Raw genomic sequence first — 18,021 nt, 5'->3', positions numbered from 1 at the left:
GCAATCGACGTGGCATTCTGACCTCCGGTCGGCGGCCTTTTGGCAAGATTTTATTTTAAATTCATAATTATAAGCGGGTTTACCATGAGCAAAAAACTGACTGGCTTTGAAAAAAAGCGCCGGTGGGGATGGCTATGGCTTTTGCTGCTGGGGATTATCCTCGGCGCGGCGCTGTTGGCCGGGACCGCCACCGTCTTCCATAAAACCAGCGATACCGCCTTCTGCGTTTCCTGCCACACCATGCAACAACCGCTGGCCGAATATCAGGGCAGCGTCCACTTCCAAAACACCAAAGGCATCCGCGCCGAGTGCGCCGACTGCCACGTGCCGCACCAGCCGATCGATTACCTGTGGACCAAAATCCGCGCGGTGAAAGACATTTATGGCGAGATGGTCGGCACCATCGATACGCCGGAAAAATACGAAGCGCACAAGCTGGCGATGGCGCAGTCGGTCTGGAAAACGCTGAAAGAAAACGACTCGGCCACCTGCCGCTCCTGCCACAGCTACGACGCCATGGACATCACCGCCCAGCGCCCTGAGGCGCGCCTGCAGCACCCGGTGGCGATCAAACAGGGCGAGACCTGCATCGACTGCCATAAGGGCGTGGCCCACATCCTGCCGGACATGAGCGGCGAAACCCAGGCCGGCGCCGCCGAGCTGGCAAAGGCCGCGGCGCTGACCGCACCGGACGCCACCACCCTCTACACCATCGCCACCGAACCGTTCTTCCTCAGCGCGGATGACAGCCATAACGCCGGCAACCTGATGCCGTCCACCGAAGTGCAGGTGGTGAAGCAAGAGGGCGACAAGGTGCTGGCCACCGTGAGCGGCTGGCAGCAGGACGGCGTCAGCGAAGTGTTCTACGCCGCGCAGGGCAAACGCATCCTCAGCGTGCTGCTGGGTGAAGACGCGCGCCAACAGCTGAAGACCGCCTCCACCCAGACCGATGCGGAAACCGGCCTGGTCTGGCATCAGGTTTCTCTGCAGGTGTGGCTGCCGCGTAAACAGTTGATCGACGATCAGCAAAAAATCTGGCGCTACGCCGCGGACATGATGTCGGCCAACTGCACCGGTTGCCACGGGCTAACCGCGCTCGATCGCTTCAACGCCAACCAATGGATCGGCGTCATCAAAGGCATGGCGCCGCGCACCTCACTGACGCAGGAACAGCTGCGCGTGCTGACGCAATACGTACAAAAACACGCCAGCGACATGCCACCTGCCGCACCGGCCAAGCTTTAAGGGAGAAGCGCAATGAGCAACCAACAACCGTTAACAATGAGCCGCCGCCGCTTCCTGACCGGGGCCGCCGCGCTGGCCGCCGCCCCGCTGCTGGCAGGCTTATGGCCCAAAGCGGCGCTGGCGCAGGCCATCAGCGAAGCGCTGCCGCAGTTCATCGTCTTGCGTCAGGCGCAAAAAGGCATTCTGACCGGCGCCCACTGGGGCGCATTCGAGGCCATCGTGCAAGACGGCAAGATGGTCGGCGTGCAGCCGGTGCAGGACGATCCGTATCCGAATGAGCTGATCACCATGGCGCCTTATCAGGTGCACGCTGAGAACCGCATCAAATACCCGATGGTGCGTAAAAGCTGGCTGGAGGGCGGCCCCGGCAGCCGCACCGAGCTGCGCGGCCGCGACGAGTGGGTGCGCGTCAGCTGGGACAAAGCGACCGAGCTGGTGTGCAATGAGATCGTTCGCCTGCAAAAAGATCACGGGCCGCAGTCGATCTACGCCGGTTCCTACGGCTGGAAAAGCGTCGGTATGCTGCACAACAGCCGCACGCTGCTGCAGCGCCTGATGAACCTGACCGGCGGTTTCCTCGGCTACGCCGGCGACTACTCCACCGGCGCGGCGCAGGTGATCATGTCGCACGTGGTCGGTTCGATGGAGGTCTACGAACAGCAGACCGCCTGGCCGAACGTGATCGAGAACAGCGAGCTGGTGATCCTGTGGGGCTGCAACCCGATGGTCACGCTGAAAAACAGCTGGAACGTGCCGGATCACGTCGGCCAAACCGGCTTCGAGGCGCTGAAGAAGAAAGGCACCCGGGTGATCAGCATCGATCCGGTGCACAGCGACAGCGCCAAGTTCGTCAATGCGCAGTGGATCGCCCCGCGTCCTTATACCGACGGCGCCATGCTGATCGGCATCGCCCACACGCTGCTGACCGAGAAGCTGCATAACCCGGACTTCCTGAAAACCTACACCGTCGGCTTCGACAAGTTCCAGGCCTACCTGCTGGGCGAGAGCGACGGCGTGGCGAAAACCGCCGAATGGGCGGCCGACATCAGCGGCGTCGATGCCGACACGCTGCGCGGTCTGGCGCGCGAGATGGCGAAGCATCGCACCATGATCATGGGCGGCTGGGGCATTCAGCGCCAGCACCACGGCGAACAGCAGCACTGGCTGCTGGTGACGGTGGCGGCGATGCTCGGCCAGATCGGCCTGCCGGGCGGCGGCTTCGGCTTCAGCTACCACTATTCCTCCGGCGGCAGCCCGACCGCCAAGGGCGGCATCATCGCCGGCATCTCCGCCGGCAACGCGCCGAAGAACTCCCCGGCGCCGATCCCGGTGGCGCGCATCGCCGAATGCCTGAGCAATCCGGGCAAAACCATCGACTTCAACGGTGCCAAGGTCACTTACCCTGAGGTGAAAATGGTGTATGTGGCGGGCGGCAACACCTTCCACCAGCATCAGGACACCAATAACCTGGTCAAAGCCTGGCAGCGGCCGGACACCATCGTGGTCAACGAGCCTTACTGGACCGCCACCGCCAAGCATGCCGACATCGTGCTGCCGGCCACCACCAGCTACGAGCGCAACGATCTGGAAATGGGCGGCGACTATTCGCAGCTCTATGTGTTCCCGATGCATCAATGCGTGCCGCCGCAGCACGAGTCGCGCAGCGACTTCGACATCTTTTCGGCGATGGCGGCCAGGCTGGGCGTGCAGGAGGCCTTTACCGAGGGCAAGGACGAAACCCAGTGGCTGAAAGGCATGTACGACGACATGAAGAACCAGGCGCGCGCGGCCCGGGTAGCGCTGCCGCCGTTCGACATGTTCTGGCAATCCAACAACTACGTGCGCTTCCCGGTGCCGGAGGCCAACAAGCAGTGGGTGCGCTTCGCCGACTATCGCGACAATCCGCTGCTGAACCCGCTGGGCACGCCGTCGGGCAAGATCGAGATCTACTCCGACGCCATCGCCAAAATGCATTACGAGGATTGCCCCGGCATCCCGACCTGGATGCCGCCGCACGAGTGGTATCGCGGGCCGGAAGCGGCCAAATATCCGCTGTCGCTCAATACCGCGCACCCGACCAACCGGCTGCACTCTCAGCTCGACAACACGCCGCTGCGCGAGAAATACGCGGTAGCGGATCGTGAAGCTATCCTGATCCATCCGCAGGACGCGCAGCCGCGCGGCATCAGCGGCGGCGATCTGGTGCGGGCGTTCAACGATCGCGGCCAGATCCTGGTGGGCGCGGTGGTCAGCGAAGACGTGCGACCGGGCGTGGTGCGCATCAGCGAAGGCGCCTGGTTCGATCCGGCCGATCCGGCGCAGCCGGGATCGCTGTGCAAGAACGGCAACGTCAACTGCCTGACCTTCGACATCGGCTCTTCCAGCCTGGCGCAGGGCAACTGCGGGCAGATGGCGCAGCTGCAGATCGAGAAGTATCGGGGGCCGGTATTGAAAAATACCGCGCACGCGGTGCCGCAAGGCGCCTGATTTACCGGCAAGCAAAGGGGCGCAACGCGCCCCTGAGGTTGATGACAAACCTCATGTCATTGCCCGGTTTGCAGAAAGCAGCGGATAACAAACAGGGAAAATCAATAAATTGATTTTCGGCTGATGACCACAAAGGAGGAAAAACCACGTTTTTTCCTCCTTTGTCAACGGTCTGGGGGGCGCAACGCGCCCCTTTTTTCTCGTCGCCGCGCGACATATCCGTTTACCCTTCGCCGCAAGGGAGCGGTTTGCGTTTCATTTCAACGGGCGTATGATGCGCGCGACCTTCCTTTTTCGACGAATTCTCAACCACCATGCCGACTTCATCCGCAGTAACGCGACGCGCGCCCGATCTCACTTCGCTGGCCTTTTTGGCGGTGGCGTTTCTTACCGGCATCGCCGGCGCCCTGCAAACCCCGACGCTGAGTCTGTTTCTGGAAACCGAGGTCAAGGTACGGCCGGCGCTGGTCGGGCTGTTTTTTACCGGCAGCGCGGTGATCGGCATTCTGGTCAGTCAGTTTCTCGCCGGCCGTTCGGATAAACAAGGCGACCGCAAATCGCTGATCTTCCTCTGCTGCATGCTGGGTGCGCTGGGGTTCACGCTGTTCGCCTGGAACCGCGACTATTACCTGCTGCTGATCGTCGGCGTGGTGCTTACCAGCTTCGGCTCCACCGCCAACCCGCAGATGTTTGCGCTGGCGCGTGAGCATGCCGAGCGTACCGGCCGCGAGGCGGTGATGTTCACCTCCATCATGCGCGCCCAGGTCTCCCTGGCCTGGGTCATTGGCCCGCCGATCGCCTTCGCGCTGGCGCTGGGCTTCGGCTTCAAGGCCATGTATCTGGCGGGCGCGGCGGCCTTTGTGCTGTGCGGCCTGCTGGTGTGGAAACGGCTGCCCTCGATGCCGAAAACCGCGGCGACGAACGTGCCCCTGGCCGCACCGCGGCAGCACCGCCGCGATTCGCTGCTGCTGTTCGTCGCCTGCACCCTGATGTGGACCGCCAACAGCATGTACCTGATCAACATGCCGCTGTACGTGGTGCACGAGCTGCGGCTGCCGGAGCGGCTGGCCGGGATACTGATGGGCGCCGCCGCCGGGCTGGAGATCCCGGTCATGCTGCTCGCCGGCCTGGCGGCGAAGCGCTGCGGCAAACGCCGCCTGATGCGCGGGGCGGTGGTCGCCGGCGTGCTGTTCTACTGCGGCCTGCTGTTTATCACCGGCAGCTGGCAGCTCATCGCTCTGCAGCTGCTGAATGCGGCGTTTATCGGCGTGCTGGCGGGGATCGGCATGCTCTATTTTCAGGATTTGATGCCCGGCCAGGCCGGCGCGGCCACCACGCTGTTCACCAACACCACCCGGGTGGGCTGGATCATCGCCGGCTCGATCGCCGGCGCGGTGGCGGAAATCTGGAACTACCATGCGGTGTTTTACGCCGCGCTGGCGATGACGGTGGGGGCCACGCTGTGCCTGTGGCGGTTGAAAGACGCTTAGGGCGCGGTGTCCGCTTCCAGCCTGGCGAGATAAATCAGCGCCTGATCGCGGTGATCGTGGCACATGTCGCGGCTCGGCTGCAGGCTACCGCACACTTTCGGCCGCAGCGGCGAATGAAACAGGCCGCAGCGCAGCTGCTCATCCAGGTGAATGCAGCGGGTATTGGCGGGCTTGCCGTTCGGCATGCCGGGGATCGGGCTGGATATTGACGGCGCGATACAGCAGGCGCCGCAGTCGCTGCGACAGTCCATCAGCGCTACTCCTGGTGGGCTGGGGAAAAGAAGCGCGACAATAGCAGCCGTGCGCGGCGGCCGCCAGCAGAATCCCTGCGCCCCGGCGATCTTTACACTCATCGCCCTGAGCCAGGCGGCGTCATCCTATGGCGAATAAACGCCCAACACACCTTGATTTAAAGACAAAAACGCGCGAAACGTGCAATTACCCCGCTTTACATGCGCCACACACCCATGTACCATTGAGCTAGTACAAAAGAACCTTTTCCATCAGGAGCACGCATGTCTACGGACACCATCCAGAAGCTGGCCCGCCCTTCCGTCCTCGGCGGCGCGATGATCATTGCCGGAACCGCCGTTGGCGCCGGCATGTTTTCCATTCCGATCGTCACTTCCGGTGTCTGGTTCAGCGGCTCCGTCGCGCTGCTGGTGTATACCTGGGCCTGCATGTTGCTTTCCGGCCTGATGATCCTCGAAGCCACGCTGCACTACCCGAGCGGCGCCAGCTTCAACACCATGGTCAAGGATCTGCTGGGTAAAGGCTGGAACGCCGTGAACGGCCTGTCGGTGGCGTTCGTGCTGTATATCCTGACCTACGCCTATATCTCCGCCGGCGGCTCGATTATCGCGCACACGCTGGAGGGCATCGTCGGCGTCGGCCAGACCACCGCCGGCCTGGTGTTCGCGCTGGTCGTGGCGTTTATCGTCTGGCTCTCCACCCGCGCGGTCGATCGCCTGAGCACCATTCTGATCGGCGGTATGGTGATCACCTTCGTGATGTCGGTGGGCGACATGTTCACCCACGTGCAGCCTGCGGTGCTATTCAACACCGGCGATGACCAGGCCAGCTATCTGCCTTACGCTCTGGCGGCACTGCCTTACCTGCTGACCTCGTTCGGTTACCACGGCAACATTCCCGGGCTGGTGAAGTACTACCAAAAGGACAGCAGCTCCGTGGTGCGCAGCCTGGTGTACGGCACCCTGCTGGCATTGGCTATCTACATCCTGTGGCAGTATGTGATTCAGGGCAATATCGCGCGCGACGCCTTCAAGCAGGTGATCGCCGAGGGCGGCAATATCGGCAGCCTGCTCAAGCAAATGGGCAACGTCTCCAGTAGCCAGACCGTCAGCCAACTGCTGAACGCCTTCTCCTATATGGCGCTGGCCAGCTCGTTCCTCGGCGTGTCGCTGGGCCTGTTCGATTACCTGGCGGACTTCTGCAAGTTCAAGGACGACGCCGTCGGACGCAGCAAGACCGCGCTGGTGACCTTTGTGCCGCCGACCCTGGCCGCGCTGCTGTTCCCGAACGGTTTCCTGTACGCCATCGGCTTCGCCGGGCTGGCGGCCACCATTTGGGCAGTGATCGTGCCGGCGCTGATGGCGCGCGCCAGCCGCCGCCGCTATCCGCAGGCGGGATACCGCGCACCGGGCGGCAACGGCGTGATCCTGTTCGTCATCCTGTTCGGGCTGATCAACGCCGCCGCGCATATTCTGTCGCTGTTCGGTCTGCTGCCGGTCTTCCACTAATCCCCGAAGGGAGAGCATCTGCTCTCCCTTTCCCGCACTGTTTTTACGCCGGGCTATTGCCTGAAATCAGCGGCGCGAGTACCTTGTCGCAACTTCTCTAATACTCTTCATTGCGGATGAATTGAAATGGCAAGAGCTAACGAAATTAAGCGCGGCATGGCGATCAGCTACAACGGCAAACTGCTGCTGGTAAAAGATATCGACGTGCAGAGCCCGAGCGCCCGCGGCGCCAGCACCCTGTACAAAATGCGCTTCTCCGACGTGCGCACCGGCCTGAAAGTGGAAGAACGCTTCAAGGGCGACGATATCCTGGACACCATTTCCCTGTCGCGCCGCAAGGTGAACTTCTCCTATATCGACGGCGAAGAATACGTGTTCATGGATGACGAAGACTACACGCCGTACATCTTCAAGAAAGACCAGATCGAAGACGAGCTGCTGTTCATTCCGGAAGGCGGTCTGCCGGGCATGCAGGTGCTGACGCTGGACGGCCAGGTGCTGGCGCTGGAGCTGCCGCAGACCGTGGATATGGAAATCGTCGAGACCGCGCCGGGCATCAAAGGCGCTTCCGCCAGCGCCCGCAACAAACCGGCCACCATGGCGACCGGCCTGGTTATCCACGTGCCGGAATACCTCAGCGCCGGCGACAAGATTCGCATTCATATCGCCGAACGCCGCTACATGAGCCGCGCCGACTAGTCGACGCCAGCGGGGCCGAGTCTCGGCCCCGTTTCCTTTTCCGCTACGGCAATTCCGGGAAAAAGCGCCGCTTGAGCGCCAGCTCGACGCCGCGCAGCTCCGCCAGCCCTTTCAACCGCCCGATGGCCGAATAGCCCGGATTGGTTTTCTTTTTCAAGTCGTCCAGCATCTGATGCCCATGATCGGGGCGCATCGGGATCGGCCGCCGATCGCCTGCCCGCTGCCGACGCAGCTCTTCGGTCAGGATCGCTTCGATCACCGCCACCATGTCCACATCGCCCTGCAGGTGCGCCCCTTCGTGGAAGCTTTTCGGGTTCTCCTCGCGGCAGGTGGCGCGCAGGTGGGTAAAGTGAATACGATCGCCGAAGGTTTCAATCATTCGCACCAGATCGTTATCGGCGCGCACGCCGTATGAACCGGTGCATAAGGTGAAGCCGTTATAAATGCTGTCGACGGTCTGCTTCAGCCACTGCATGTCTTCAATCGTGGAGACGATGCGCGGCAGGCCGAGGATCGGCCGCGGCGGATCGTCGGGGTGCACCGCCAGCCGGATGCCGGCCTCTTCCGCCACCGGCACGATGGCACGCAGAAAGACCGCCATGTTTTCGCGCAGCCGCGCCTTGTCGATGCCGTCGTATTCCGCCAACCGGCGGCGGAACTGATCCAGCGTGTAGCCCTCTTCCGCCCCCGGCAGCCCGGCGATGATGTTGCCGGTCAGCGTGGCTTTCTCCTCCTCGCTCATGGCGGCGAAACGGGCCGCCGCCTGGCTGCGTTCTTGCGGCGTATAGTCCGCCTCGGCGCCGGCGCGCTGCAGGATATGCAGCTCGAACGCGGCGAAGGCTATCTGATCGAAACGCAGCGCTTTGGAACCGTCCGGCAGCGGATAGGCCAGATCGGTGCGCGTCCAGTCGAGGATCGGCATGAAGTTGTAGCAGACGGTGTCGATGTCGCAGGCCGCCAGGTTGCGCAGCGACTGCTGGTAATTGGCGATATACCGCCGCCAGTCGCCGCTGTGGGTTTTGATCTCCTCATGTACCGGCACGCTCTCCACCACCGACCACACCAGCCCCTTTTCCGCCAACAGCGCCTGCCGCGCGCGGATTTCGTCGATCGGCCAGACTTCACCGTTCGCGATATGATGCAGCGCCGTCACCACCCCGGTCGCCCCGGCCTGACGCACATCGTCCAAAGAAACCGGATCGTTCGGGCCATACCAACGCCATGTTTGTTCCATGTTTTGTCCTTATGCCTGTCTCGCACCGCAATGCTGTTATACCAGTTTAATTTAGATGTCAGTTATCTTTAACTTACTCTTTCGCCCTGCGCTGTCAAAACCGAACCCCTCATTGGTTGATCCACTTCACGATTCTGGCTTATTTTGGACTGACCAATTCCTTTAACTGACCGACATCCCTACACTGGTCGCAGTTTTTTATCACCGGTGCCACCCTGCCCGCGCGGCGGAAAACTGGTCTGCTAACTTGAGGCAAGTGGCCCGCCAGCTGTCTTACATGCTTTGGAGATGAGATGAAAACGATCGCCAACACTCCGCTGCCGGGCGCCGTCCGGCAGCCGGACTATGACCGCCGGGCTCTGCGTAGCCGCATCGTGCACCTCGGCTTCGGCGCGTTCCACCGCGCGCATCAGGCGTTGCTGACCGATCGGGTGCTGAACGCCCAAGGCGGCGATTGGGGCATTTGCGAAATCAGTCTTTCCGGCGGCGTGCCGCTGTTTGAGGCGCTGCGGCAACAGGATCATCTGTACAGCGTGCTGGAGAAAGGCGCGGACGGCCATCAGGCCATCGTGGTCGGTGCGGTGCATGAGAGCCTGCATCGCAAGCTGGAAGGCATCACCGCGGTGCTGGAGAAGCTGGCCGAGCCGCAGGTGGCGATCGTTTCGATGACCATCACCGAAAAAGGCTATTGCATCGAGCCCGGCAGCGGGCGGCTGGATAGGCAGCATTCGGGGATCGTCGCCGATCTGGCGTGGCCGCATCAGCCGCAGACCGTGCCGGGCATTTTGGTGGAAGCGCTGCGGCTGCGGCGCGAACGCGGCCTGCCCGCCTTCTCCCTGCTCTCCTGCGACAATATTCCGGAGAACGGCCACGTGCTGCGCCGGGCGGTGCTCGATCTGGCGCAGGCGCGGGATCCGGCGCTCGCCGACTGGATCGCCACCGCCGCCACCTTCCCCTGCACCATGGTGGATCGCATCGTGCCGGCCGCCACGCCGGCCACGCTGGATGAGATCGCCGCCGCGCTGGGCGGCGTGCGCGACGAATGCGCCATCGCCTGCGAGCCCTTCATCCAATGGGTGGTGGAAGACAACTTTACCGCCGGACGCCCGGCGTGGGAGCAGGCCGGCGTCCAACTGGTCAGCGATGTGCTGCCGTTTGAACACATGAAGCTGCGCATGCTGAACGGCAGCCACTCATTCTTGGCTTACCTCGGCTACCTGGGCGGCTACCGTTACATCAACGAGTGCATGGCGGATGAGCACTACCGCCGCGCCGCCCTGCGGTTGATGCTGGACGAACAGGCCCCGACGCTGAGCGTCACCGGCATCAGCCTGCCCGACTACGCCGCACAGCTTATCGCACGCTTCAGCAACCCCGCGCTGCAACACCTCACCTGGCAGATCGCCATGGACGGCTCGCAGAAGCTGCCGCAGCGCCTGCTGGACGCGGTACGCTGGCATTTGCGGCACGGCGGTGACTATAGCGGGCTGGCGCTGGGCGTGGCGGGTTGGATGCGTTACGTCGGCGGCGTCGATGACGCCGGTCAGCCGATCGACATTCGCGATCCGCTGGCAGACGTGTTGCAACAGACGATCGCCGCCACAACGGACGATCGGCGGCGCGTAACGGCGTTGCTGGCGCTGAAATCGGTGTTCGGCGAAACGCTGGCGGCGCATGCGGCGTTTACAGACGCCGTGACGCAAGCCTATTTGTCGCTGCGCGATCGCGGGGCGCGTGAAACGGTGAAGGAGTGGGTGATGCGGTGAGGAGCCTGCTGGGCCGAGAATAACCATGCCGGCGTAACGTTACGCCGGCATGGCGGAACGACTTAACGATAAACGACCGTCATAACAGCGAGTTTCTTCTGTTGGTCTACCCACTTCATTTCGGTTGTGCCTAGATTTAGCGGAAGTTCTTTGCGTGTAGTATCAAAACCTGACAACGCTTGCTGGGCCTGATAACGCTGGCCGTTGCGGTAACATTGCGTATTCGCCTTAGAATCTGCAATATTGACCGTGCAAGGACTTTCAACGATAGAACCGACGAAGCGAATTACCCCGCCGGCCACTCCTGCATGACTCACTGCCGTCCATGAAAACAACATTCCTACGATCAAAAATAACCGAAAGGCATTCATGGCAACCTCATTTTTAGTTAAGCCAATTTAACCATAGAGGATCTTGTTAGGAATAATCGCAAGGAAAGGGACGATATTTGATCGTTAATCGCGTCATTAACAATGTAAAAACAAGCTACTAACAAAAGTTAACCGCATCTAATACAGGGTTTTATCTAAGAATTTTCTTGTCATGAGCCGTGGATTTTACCGGTTGAAAAACGCAGGGTGACGTGCAAAATTTGCGAGATAGAGCACAAATTAAATCGCCGCCGCTTCACCGATAAGGCTGCGTAACTCATTTATTAAGCAGGTTAATTTTTGCACCGGGAATTATTAATGACCAAAACCAATTTGATTACCGGCTTCCTCGGCAGCGGTAAAACCACCACCATCCGCCATTTGCTGACCCATAAGCCCGAACACGAACGCTGGGCGGTATTGGTCAATGAATTCGGCGAGATCGGCATCGACGGCGCGCTGCTGGCGGACACCGGCGCGGTGCTCAAAGAGATCCCCGGCGGCTGCATGTGCTGCGTCAACGGCCTGCCGATGCAGGTGGGCTTGAATATGCTGTTGCAGCAGGCCAAACCGGACCGGCTGCTGATCGAGCCGACCGGGCTCGGGCATCCGAAACAAATCCTGTCGCTGCTGACCCAGGAGAGCTATGCCGGCTGGATCGATCTGCAGGCCACGCTGTGCCTGCTGGATGCCCGTCAGCTCAGCCACCCCCGCTACCGCGACAACGAAAACTTCCGCGATCAGCTGGCCGCGGCCGACGTTATTCTGGCCAGCAAAAGCGATACCTATCAGCCGGAAGACAGGCGGGCGCTGGAAGCCTGGAGGGCGCAAGATCCGCTGCAGCGGCCCTGCTATGCCATCGCGCAAGGCGAAGCGGATACCGCGCTGTTGTCCCTCCCGCGCACGAATCGTACAGAATTACCGGACGCGCAGCATCATCATGGTCAGGCGAAAACGCAGGGGCTGGCGGCGTTGCGGTTGCCGGAGCACGCCCACTGGCGTCGAGCGCTGAACGAGGGGCAAGGCTTCACCAGCTGCGGCTGGATTTTTGACGGCGACACCCAGTTCGACACCGTCAGCTTTATGGAGTGGGTGCGACTGGCCCCGGTCGAACGCGCCAAAGGCGTGGTGCGCATCCCCGAAGGTACGTTGCTGATCAATCGCCAGGGGCAGGATCTCAGCATCGAAACCCGCCCGATCGCGCCGCTCGACAGCCGGATTGAACTGATCCACAGCGAAAATACCGACTGGAACGCCCTGCAATCCGCCTTGTTTAAGATTCGTTTAAGTTAAACCCCGTACCGTTGCCCCCCGGTTGTCGCAGGGCGGCCGGGTTTTGTTTCGTTTTCATTTTTTCAACAGGTTATGTCATGACACGCCGCAATTTACCCTTCATTCTCTTCTTCAACTTACTGGGCGTTGCGCTGTTTCTGTCCTGGTTCCTGCCGGCCAATCACGGCGGCTGGTTTACCCTGGATTCGGCGATTTTCTTCTTCTTTAACCGCCATCTGGCCACCGACCCGGCATTTTTGCACCTGGTCGCCATCACCAACAACCGCGCGTTCGACGTTATCTCGCTGCTCGCCATGGGCTTGCTTTATCTGTACTTCTACCTGAAGCAGGACGCCGCCGGCCGCCGCCGCCTGGTGATCACCGGCGTGGTAATGCTGCTGACCGCCGTGGTGCTGAATCAGCTTGGTCACCTGCTGCCGGTGAAACATCCGAGCCCCACCCTGACCTTCGACAATATCCATCGCGTCAGCGAGCTGACCGGCATCCCGACCAAGGACGCTTCCGGCGACAGCTTCCCCGGCGACCACGGCATGATGCTGATTATTTTTTCCTGCTTTATGCTGCGCTATTTCGGCCGCGGCGCCTTCGCCGTCGCCCTGCTGATTACGTTGGTCTTTTCATTGCCACGCGTGATGATTGGCGCTCACTGGTTTACCGATATCGCCGTCGGCTCACTGTCCGTGGTACTGGTTGGCGCCAGTTGGGTGCTGATGACACCTTGCAGCGATTGGATTGTCGAGCGTTTAAACCGCCTGTTGCCCGGCAAGCACCGCCCCGGCCAACCATAACGTGCGGCTATGACTCATTCCGGGAGGCGCCCGCCTCCCGTGCTCTCCCCCCGCGCAGCGCGCAAAATCTCACCGCCGTCCGTTAACGCTTTTGCAACCTGATTTCACGCCAGATTCATACATCGGACAATTGGCGTTTTTTATATGAAGATTTACATTATGTTACATCACAAATTCATATAAAAAAGACGGGAAAAAGGCTCGCAATCCCCTATTTGTTCCGGTAATCTCAGATGCGTTTGTGCCTGGTTTAAGTCGAATCAGTATGGAATCCGATAAAAATGTGCGTTCTCGCACGTTTTCAACGGTAACTGGTTGTCGATGCAACAGGTGCGGACTAGGCTCGTTCCGTTTGGCATTTTTCAGGTAGCGACTTTCGTCGTTAAGGACTTCAAGGGAAAACAACAACAATGGTCAAATCTCAACCGTTTCTGAGATATTTTTTGCGGGTAGTCCCTGCAATTGCCGCTGCGGTTATGCTGTCAGCGTGCAGCTCGACTCACACTTCGAACTTGAATAACGCACAAACTGAGATGCGTGCAGTTAATGACAAAGACGGTCTTTTACTGCAAGCCTCTCAGGATGAATTCGAAGCGATGGTCCGCAACGTTGACGTCAAGTCAAAGATTATGGATCAGTACGCGGACTGGAAAGGCGTTCGCTACCGCTTAGGCGGTGACACCAAGCGCGGCATCGATTGCTCGGCGTTTGTCCAGCGCACCTTCCGCGAACAGTTCGGTATGGATTTACCGCGTTCTACCTATGAACAGGAAGATCTCGGCAAGAAAATCCAGCGCACCAAGCTGCGCGCCGGCGATTTGGTGCTGTTCCGCGCCGGTTCTACCGGGCGCCATGTCGGCATCTATTTAGGCAACGATCAATTCGTTCACGCTTCTACCAGCAGTGGCGTCATGATTTCCAAGCTGACCGATAACTATTGGGATAAACGTTATCGAGAAGCGCGTCGGGTGCTGACCAGCGGCTGACGGCGTAATGCCCTGAAGATCCTGAAGACCAAACGAGCGATAAGCGCCGCCTACGGGCGGCGTTTTTTTGGCTGTCGAACAGGTATCATCGAAATTGATTCCTGCCTTATCGTCACCTTTCCCCGCTTAACGTCGCCGCACACCATTATTTTGATAAACTGTTGGCTGGAAATCGCGCTGCCGAAGCAAAACTCGCCTATTATCGTCAGATGACGGCAACGGCGCCCCGGCGTTATTTAAAACGTTTCCGCTTAAAATAGGCGCATTATATTTTTATCGGTGACGCCGCGTATTTAAACAGCGCCGCCGGTTGGGTACGGGATAAACAGCAAAAATGAAAAAAAAGCCGTTGGCACAATCCATTAAATGGCTGAGCGACACTCCTAACGCCCTGTTGCAGAGGACTCGATTATGGGCTTGAAAAGAGCTTTCGCCCGCAGCGTCTCTCACCGACAGCGCAGCCTGGCTAAAAGCTGTGTCGCCGCCCTGGTATTTTTTACGCTATTCACCGCGGTCACGCTTTCTTTGATCAACCACCAGCGTACACAATATCAACACAAGGTCGAAGCGCGTACGCAAAAATTCACGCAGGGCTATATCTCGCACCTGATGGCCGTGATGCAGCAAATGATGCCGCTGCTGGACAAGCCTTGCCTCTCCAGCCAATCAGACATTACCTACCAGGCGGCCTTTACCAGCGGCGTGCGCACCTTCCTGTTGGTGAAGGACGGTTACGCCTATTGCTCCTCCGCTACCGGCGACATGATGTTGCCGATGAAAAACCTCTATCAGGACATCGACTGGGATCTGCCTTTGGATCTGAAGCTGCAGCAGGGCACGCCGATCGTGCCAAATAAGCCAGCGGTTGCGGTTTGGCTGCGGCATCCCGGCGAGCGGGCAACCGGCATCCTCGCTACGCTGGACATCGATCTGATGCCCTATCTGCTGTTCACCTCGCACGATGAACAGGCGCCGGGCATCGCCATCGTGATGGGCAAACGCGCGCTGACCACCTTCAGCCCGAATCTGATGCCGGTCGAACAGCTGCCGAAAGGCAAGGCGGATAACCTGACGCTGCCCAATCTTCCGTTGACCATCATGTTCTACAACGAGAAGCTGACGCCCAACGACATTCGCCTGACGCTGCTGGGTAGCCTGGTGCTGTCATTAATGATCGGCGTACTCTGCTACTACATGCTGCTGCTGCGGCAAAGCCCCGAACGCGCGCTGCTGCGCGGCATCAAGCGCAACGAGTTCTTTATCGAATACCAGCCGGTGTTCCATACCAGCAGCAACAGCATCGGCGGGCTGGAAGCGTTGATCCGCTGGCAACATCCAATCGAGGGCCGCATCCCGCCCGATGTCTTTATCCCCTACGCCGAAAGCAACGGGTTGATCGTGCCACTTACCCGCCACCTGTTCCGGCTAATCGCCGAAGATGCGCCGCAGCTCGCTAAAGCGTTGCCACAGGGAGGCAAAGTCGGCCTCAACATCTCCCCTACCCACCTTAGCGCAGCGTCGTTCCACCAGGACGTGTATGAACTGTTGGCGCAGCTGCCGGGCAGTTATTTTACGCTGGTGTTTGAAATCACCGAGCGCGGCATGGTGGAAGAAGAAAGCGCGCTGGCAGAGTTCGACTGGCTGCACAAACAGGGCATTGAGATCGCGGTGGACGATTTTGGCACCGGCCACAGCGCGTTGATCTACCTTGAACGCTTCACTATGGATTACCTGAAGATCGACCGTGGCTTCGTCAACACCATCGGCCAGGACACGGTCACCGCGCCGGTGCTGGATGCGGTGATCTCCCTGGCGAAAAAGCTGAAAATGCTGACGGTGGCCGAGGGCGTGGAAACTGCCGAGCAGATGCAGTTCCTGCAAGAGCACGGCGTCAACTTCATGCAGGGCTACTATTTTAGCAAACCGTTAAGCATCGACAATTTCGTTGCTTACTGTAATGCTCATCAGGTCTTTGATTATCAGGCAAAAAAGTAGTTAATCTTTAAGCATCTTTACCCTGTGCCTGCCCGAAGAATGATATGCTGGGCGCAGTTGTACTTTATTCCACAGCAGGAGCTTACCGTCCGATGTCCGTGCGCATTTTCGCTGCTTTGGTGCTCTCGGCACTGAGCTTCGGTCTGCAGGCCGAAGCCCTCAACGAAAGCTACGCTTTCGCCCTTCTCGGTGAGCCGAAATACGCCACCGACTTCAGCCATTTCGACTACGTCAACCCGGCGGCGCCCAAGGGCGGCGACGTGCGGCTGGCGGCCATCGGCACCTACGACAACTTCAACCGCTTCGCCACCCGCGGCGTGCCCGGCGAACGCACGATGGAGCTGTACGATACGCTGTTCACCAACTCCGACGACGAACCCGGCAGCTATTATCCGCTGATTGCCGAATCGGCCCGTTTCCCGGCCGACATGCGCTGGATGGAATTGGATATCAACGCGCGCGCCCGCTTCCAAGACGGCAGTCCGATCACCGCCGCCGACGTGGCCTTCACCTTCAATAAATTCATGACCGAAGGCGTGCCGCAGTTTCGCTCCTATTACAAAGGCGTCACGGTCAAGGCCATTTCCCGGCTGACGGTGCGCATCGAGCTGCCTAAAGCAAACCGTGAGCAAATCCTCAGCCTGCTCAGCCTGCGCGTATTGCCGGAAAGCTTCTGGAAAAACCATAAGCTCAACGAACCGCTCAGCACCCCGCCGCTCGCCAGCGGCCCGTATAAAATCGGCGACTACCGCCTCGGCCAGTACATCACCTACCAGCGAGTACGCGACTACTGGGCCGCCAACCTGCCGGTGAACCGCGGCCGCTATAACTTCGACAGCATTCGCTACGATTATTACCTGGACGACAAAGTGGCGCTGGAAGCCTTCAAGGCCGGCGCTTACGATTTCCGCATCGAGCCGTCGCCCAAAAGCTGGGCCACCCAGTATCAGGGCGGCAACTTCGCGCGCAACTACATCATCAAGCAGGACGAGACCAACCAGGCGGCGCAGAATACCCGCTGGCTGGCGTTCAACCTGCAAAAACCGCTGTTCGCCGATCGGCGGGTGCGGGAAGCGATTGGCCTGGCTTTCGACTTCAACTGGATGAACAAGGCGCTGTATTACAACGCCTATCAGCGCGCCGACAGCTATTTCCAAAATACCGCCTACGCCGCCCGCGGCTACCCGGACGCCGCCGAGCTGGCCTTGCTGGCGCCGCTCAAAGGCCAAGTGCCACCTGAGGTGTTTACCAGCATCTACCAGCCGCCCTCCTCCGACGGCAGCGGCAACGATCGGCAAAATCTGCTGAAAGCGACTCAACTACTGAAAGAAGCCGGTTGGGTGGTCAAAAATCAAAAGCTGGTCAACGCCAAAACCGGCCAGCCGTTCACCTTTGAACTGATGCTGCTGAGCGGCAGCAACTTCCAGTACGTACTGCCGTTCCGCCACAATCTGCAGCGGTTGGGCATCGAGATGCAAATTCGCGAGGTCGACGCCTCGCAATATACGCGCCGCATGCGCGAGCGCGATTTCGACATGATGTCGACGGTGTACATGGCGATGCCGTTCCCCAGCGCCGATCTGCAAATCCTGTGGGATTCGCAGTACATCGATTCCAGCTACAACACGGCCGGCGTCAAAGACCCGGCGGTCGACAGCCTGGTCAGACAAATCGCCGCCCATCAGGGCGACGAAAAAGCCCTGCTGCCGCTCGGCCGCGCGCTGGACCGGGTGCTGACCTGGAACAACTACATGCTGCCGATGTGGTACTCCAACCACGATCGCTACGCCTATTGGGACAAGTTCTCCACGCCGCCGATCCGCCCGGCCTATGCGATCGGCTTCGATAACTGGTGGTACGACGTCAACAAGGCGGCGCGTTTACCGGCTCAACGGCAATAAGGAGTC

At 60.0% G+C, this 18,021-nt stretch carries 15 protein-coding genes; 11 read left to right on the top strand and 4 right to left on the bottom strand.

Annotated elements, in window-relative coordinates:
• The first annotated feature begins 84 nt into the window (after positions 1-84).
• Both ACJ8HT_RS01360 and torA read left to right on the top strand, forming a co-directional pair.
• A complete protein-coding gene (locus ACJ8HT_RS01360; protein ID WP_064289798.1) occupies positions 85-1,245 on the top strand; it encodes a NapC/NirT family cytochrome c in 1,161 nt (386 codons plus the stop codon).
• A gap of 12 nt (positions 1,246-1,257) precedes the next feature.
• A complete protein-coding gene (gene torA, locus ACJ8HT_RS01355) occupies positions 1,258-3,732 on the top strand; it encodes a trimethylamine-N-oxide reductase TorA (protein WP_102984359.1) in 2,475 nt (824 codons plus the stop codon).
• A gap of 1 nt (position 3,733) precedes the next feature.
• On the opposite strand, the gene ACJ8HT_RS01350 is transcribed toward torA, so the two are convergent.
• On the bottom strand, positions 3,734-3,949 hold the full coding sequence (locus ACJ8HT_RS01350) for a hypothetical protein (RefSeq protein WP_197652426.1): 216 nt from the start codon (positions 3,947-3,949) through the stop codon (positions 3,734-3,736).
• Between the two features lie 97 nt (positions 3,950-4,046).
• Here ACJ8HT_RS01350 and ACJ8HT_RS01345 point away from each other — a divergent pair, with 97 nt between their 5' ends.
• Positions 4,047-5,222, top strand: a complete 1,176-nt coding sequence (locus ACJ8HT_RS01345; protein ID WP_197652425.1) for a sugar efflux transporter — start codon at positions 4,047-4,049, stop codon at positions 5,220-5,222.
• On the opposite strand, the gene ACJ8HT_RS01340 is transcribed toward ACJ8HT_RS01345, so the two are convergent.
• Positions 5,219-5,473 carry a YkgJ family cysteine cluster protein gene (locus ACJ8HT_RS01340; RefSeq protein WP_019453627.1) on the bottom strand — a complete coding sequence of 85 codons (255 nt, stop codon included), beginning with the start codon at positions 5,471-5,473 and terminating at the stop codon, positions 5,219-5,221. The two genes, ACJ8HT_RS01345 and ACJ8HT_RS01340, sit on opposite strands and share 4 nt — an antisense overlap.
• Positions 5,474-5,737: 264 nt before the next feature.
• On the opposite strand from ACJ8HT_RS01340, the gene mtr reads away from it, so the two are divergent.
• Both mtr and yeiP read left to right on the top strand, forming a co-directional pair.
• Complete coding sequence (gene mtr, locus ACJ8HT_RS01335) at positions 5,738-6,982, top strand: tryptophan permease (RefSeq protein ID WP_197652424.1); 1,245 nt, start codon at positions 5,738-5,740, stop codon at positions 6,980-6,982.
• A gap of 126 nt (positions 6,983-7,108) precedes the next feature.
• On the top strand, positions 7,109-7,681 hold the full coding sequence (gene yeiP / locus ACJ8HT_RS01330) for an elongation factor P-like protein YeiP (protein ID WP_004935725.1): 573 nt from the start codon (positions 7,109-7,111) through the stop codon (positions 7,679-7,681).
• 43 nt (positions 7,682-7,724) lie between these two features.
• Here yeiP and uxuA read toward each other — a convergent pair whose 3' ends face one another.
• Entirely contained in the window at positions 7,725-8,915 is a 1,191-nt protein-coding gene (uxuA, locus tag ACJ8HT_RS01325; RefSeq protein WP_194572938.1) for a mannonate dehydratase, read from the bottom strand.
• A gap of 293 nt (positions 8,916-9,208) precedes the next feature.
• On the opposite strand from uxuA, the gene ACJ8HT_RS01320 reads away from it, so the two are divergent.
• A complete protein-coding gene (locus ACJ8HT_RS01320) occupies positions 9,209-10,681 on the top strand; it encodes a mannitol dehydrogenase family protein (protein WP_195873538.1) in 1,473 nt (490 codons plus the stop codon).
• 62 nt (positions 10,682-10,743) lie between these two features.
• Here the strand turns inward: ACJ8HT_RS01320 and ACJ8HT_RS01315 are convergent, their stop codons facing one another.
• Entirely contained in the window at positions 10,744-11,052 is a 309-nt protein-coding gene (locus ACJ8HT_RS01315) for a type 1 fimbrial protein (protein ID WP_033639838.1), read from the bottom strand.
• 318 nt (positions 11,053-11,370) lie between these two features.
• On the opposite strand from ACJ8HT_RS01315, the gene ACJ8HT_RS01310 reads away from it, so the two are divergent.
• The 5 genes from ACJ8HT_RS01310 to ACJ8HT_RS01290 all read left to right on the top strand — a co-directional run bounded on the left by ACJ8HT_RS01310 (position 11,371) and on the right by ACJ8HT_RS01290 (position 18,015).
• The gene (locus tag ACJ8HT_RS01310) at positions 11,371-12,345 is read left to right on the top strand and encodes a CobW family GTP-binding protein (RefSeq protein ID WP_197652423.1); all 975 of its coding nucleotides are present in this window, start codon (positions 11,371-11,373) and stop codon (positions 12,343-12,345) included.
• Positions 12,346-12,422: 77 nt separating this feature from the next.
• Positions 12,423-13,133, top strand: coding sequence for a phosphatase PAP2 family protein (locus ACJ8HT_RS01305; protein ID WP_049199353.1), 711 nt, complete (start codon positions 12,423-12,425; stop codon positions 13,131-13,133).
• 410 nt (positions 13,134-13,543) lie between these two features.
• Positions 13,544-14,119, top strand: a complete 576-nt coding sequence (mepS, locus tag ACJ8HT_RS01300; protein ID WP_038876300.1) for a bifunctional murein DD-endopeptidase/murein LD-carboxypeptidase — start codon at positions 13,544-13,546, stop codon at positions 14,117-14,119.
• A 411-nt stretch (positions 14,120-14,530) separates the two neighbouring features.
• On the top strand, positions 14,531-16,114 hold the full coding sequence (locus ACJ8HT_RS01295) for a cyclic di-GMP phosphodiesterase (protein WP_197652422.1): 1,584 nt from the start codon (positions 14,531-14,533) through the stop codon (positions 16,112-16,114).
• Positions 16,115-16,206: 92 nt separating this feature from the next.
• Positions 16,207-18,015, top strand: a complete 1,809-nt coding sequence (locus ACJ8HT_RS01290; protein WP_197652421.1) for an extracellular solute-binding protein — start codon at positions 16,207-16,209, stop codon at positions 18,013-18,015.
• Positions 18,016-18,021: the final 6 nt, after the last annotated feature.

The organism is Serratia sp. CY44782 (assembly GCF_052168715.1).
GTDB classification, from domain to species: domain Bacteria; phylum Pseudomonadota; class Gammaproteobacteria; order Enterobacterales; family Enterobacteriaceae; genus Serratia; species Serratia nevei.
Note: the sequence above shows the minus strand (reverse complement) of the source record. Positions and strands in the feature narration are given on the sequence as shown.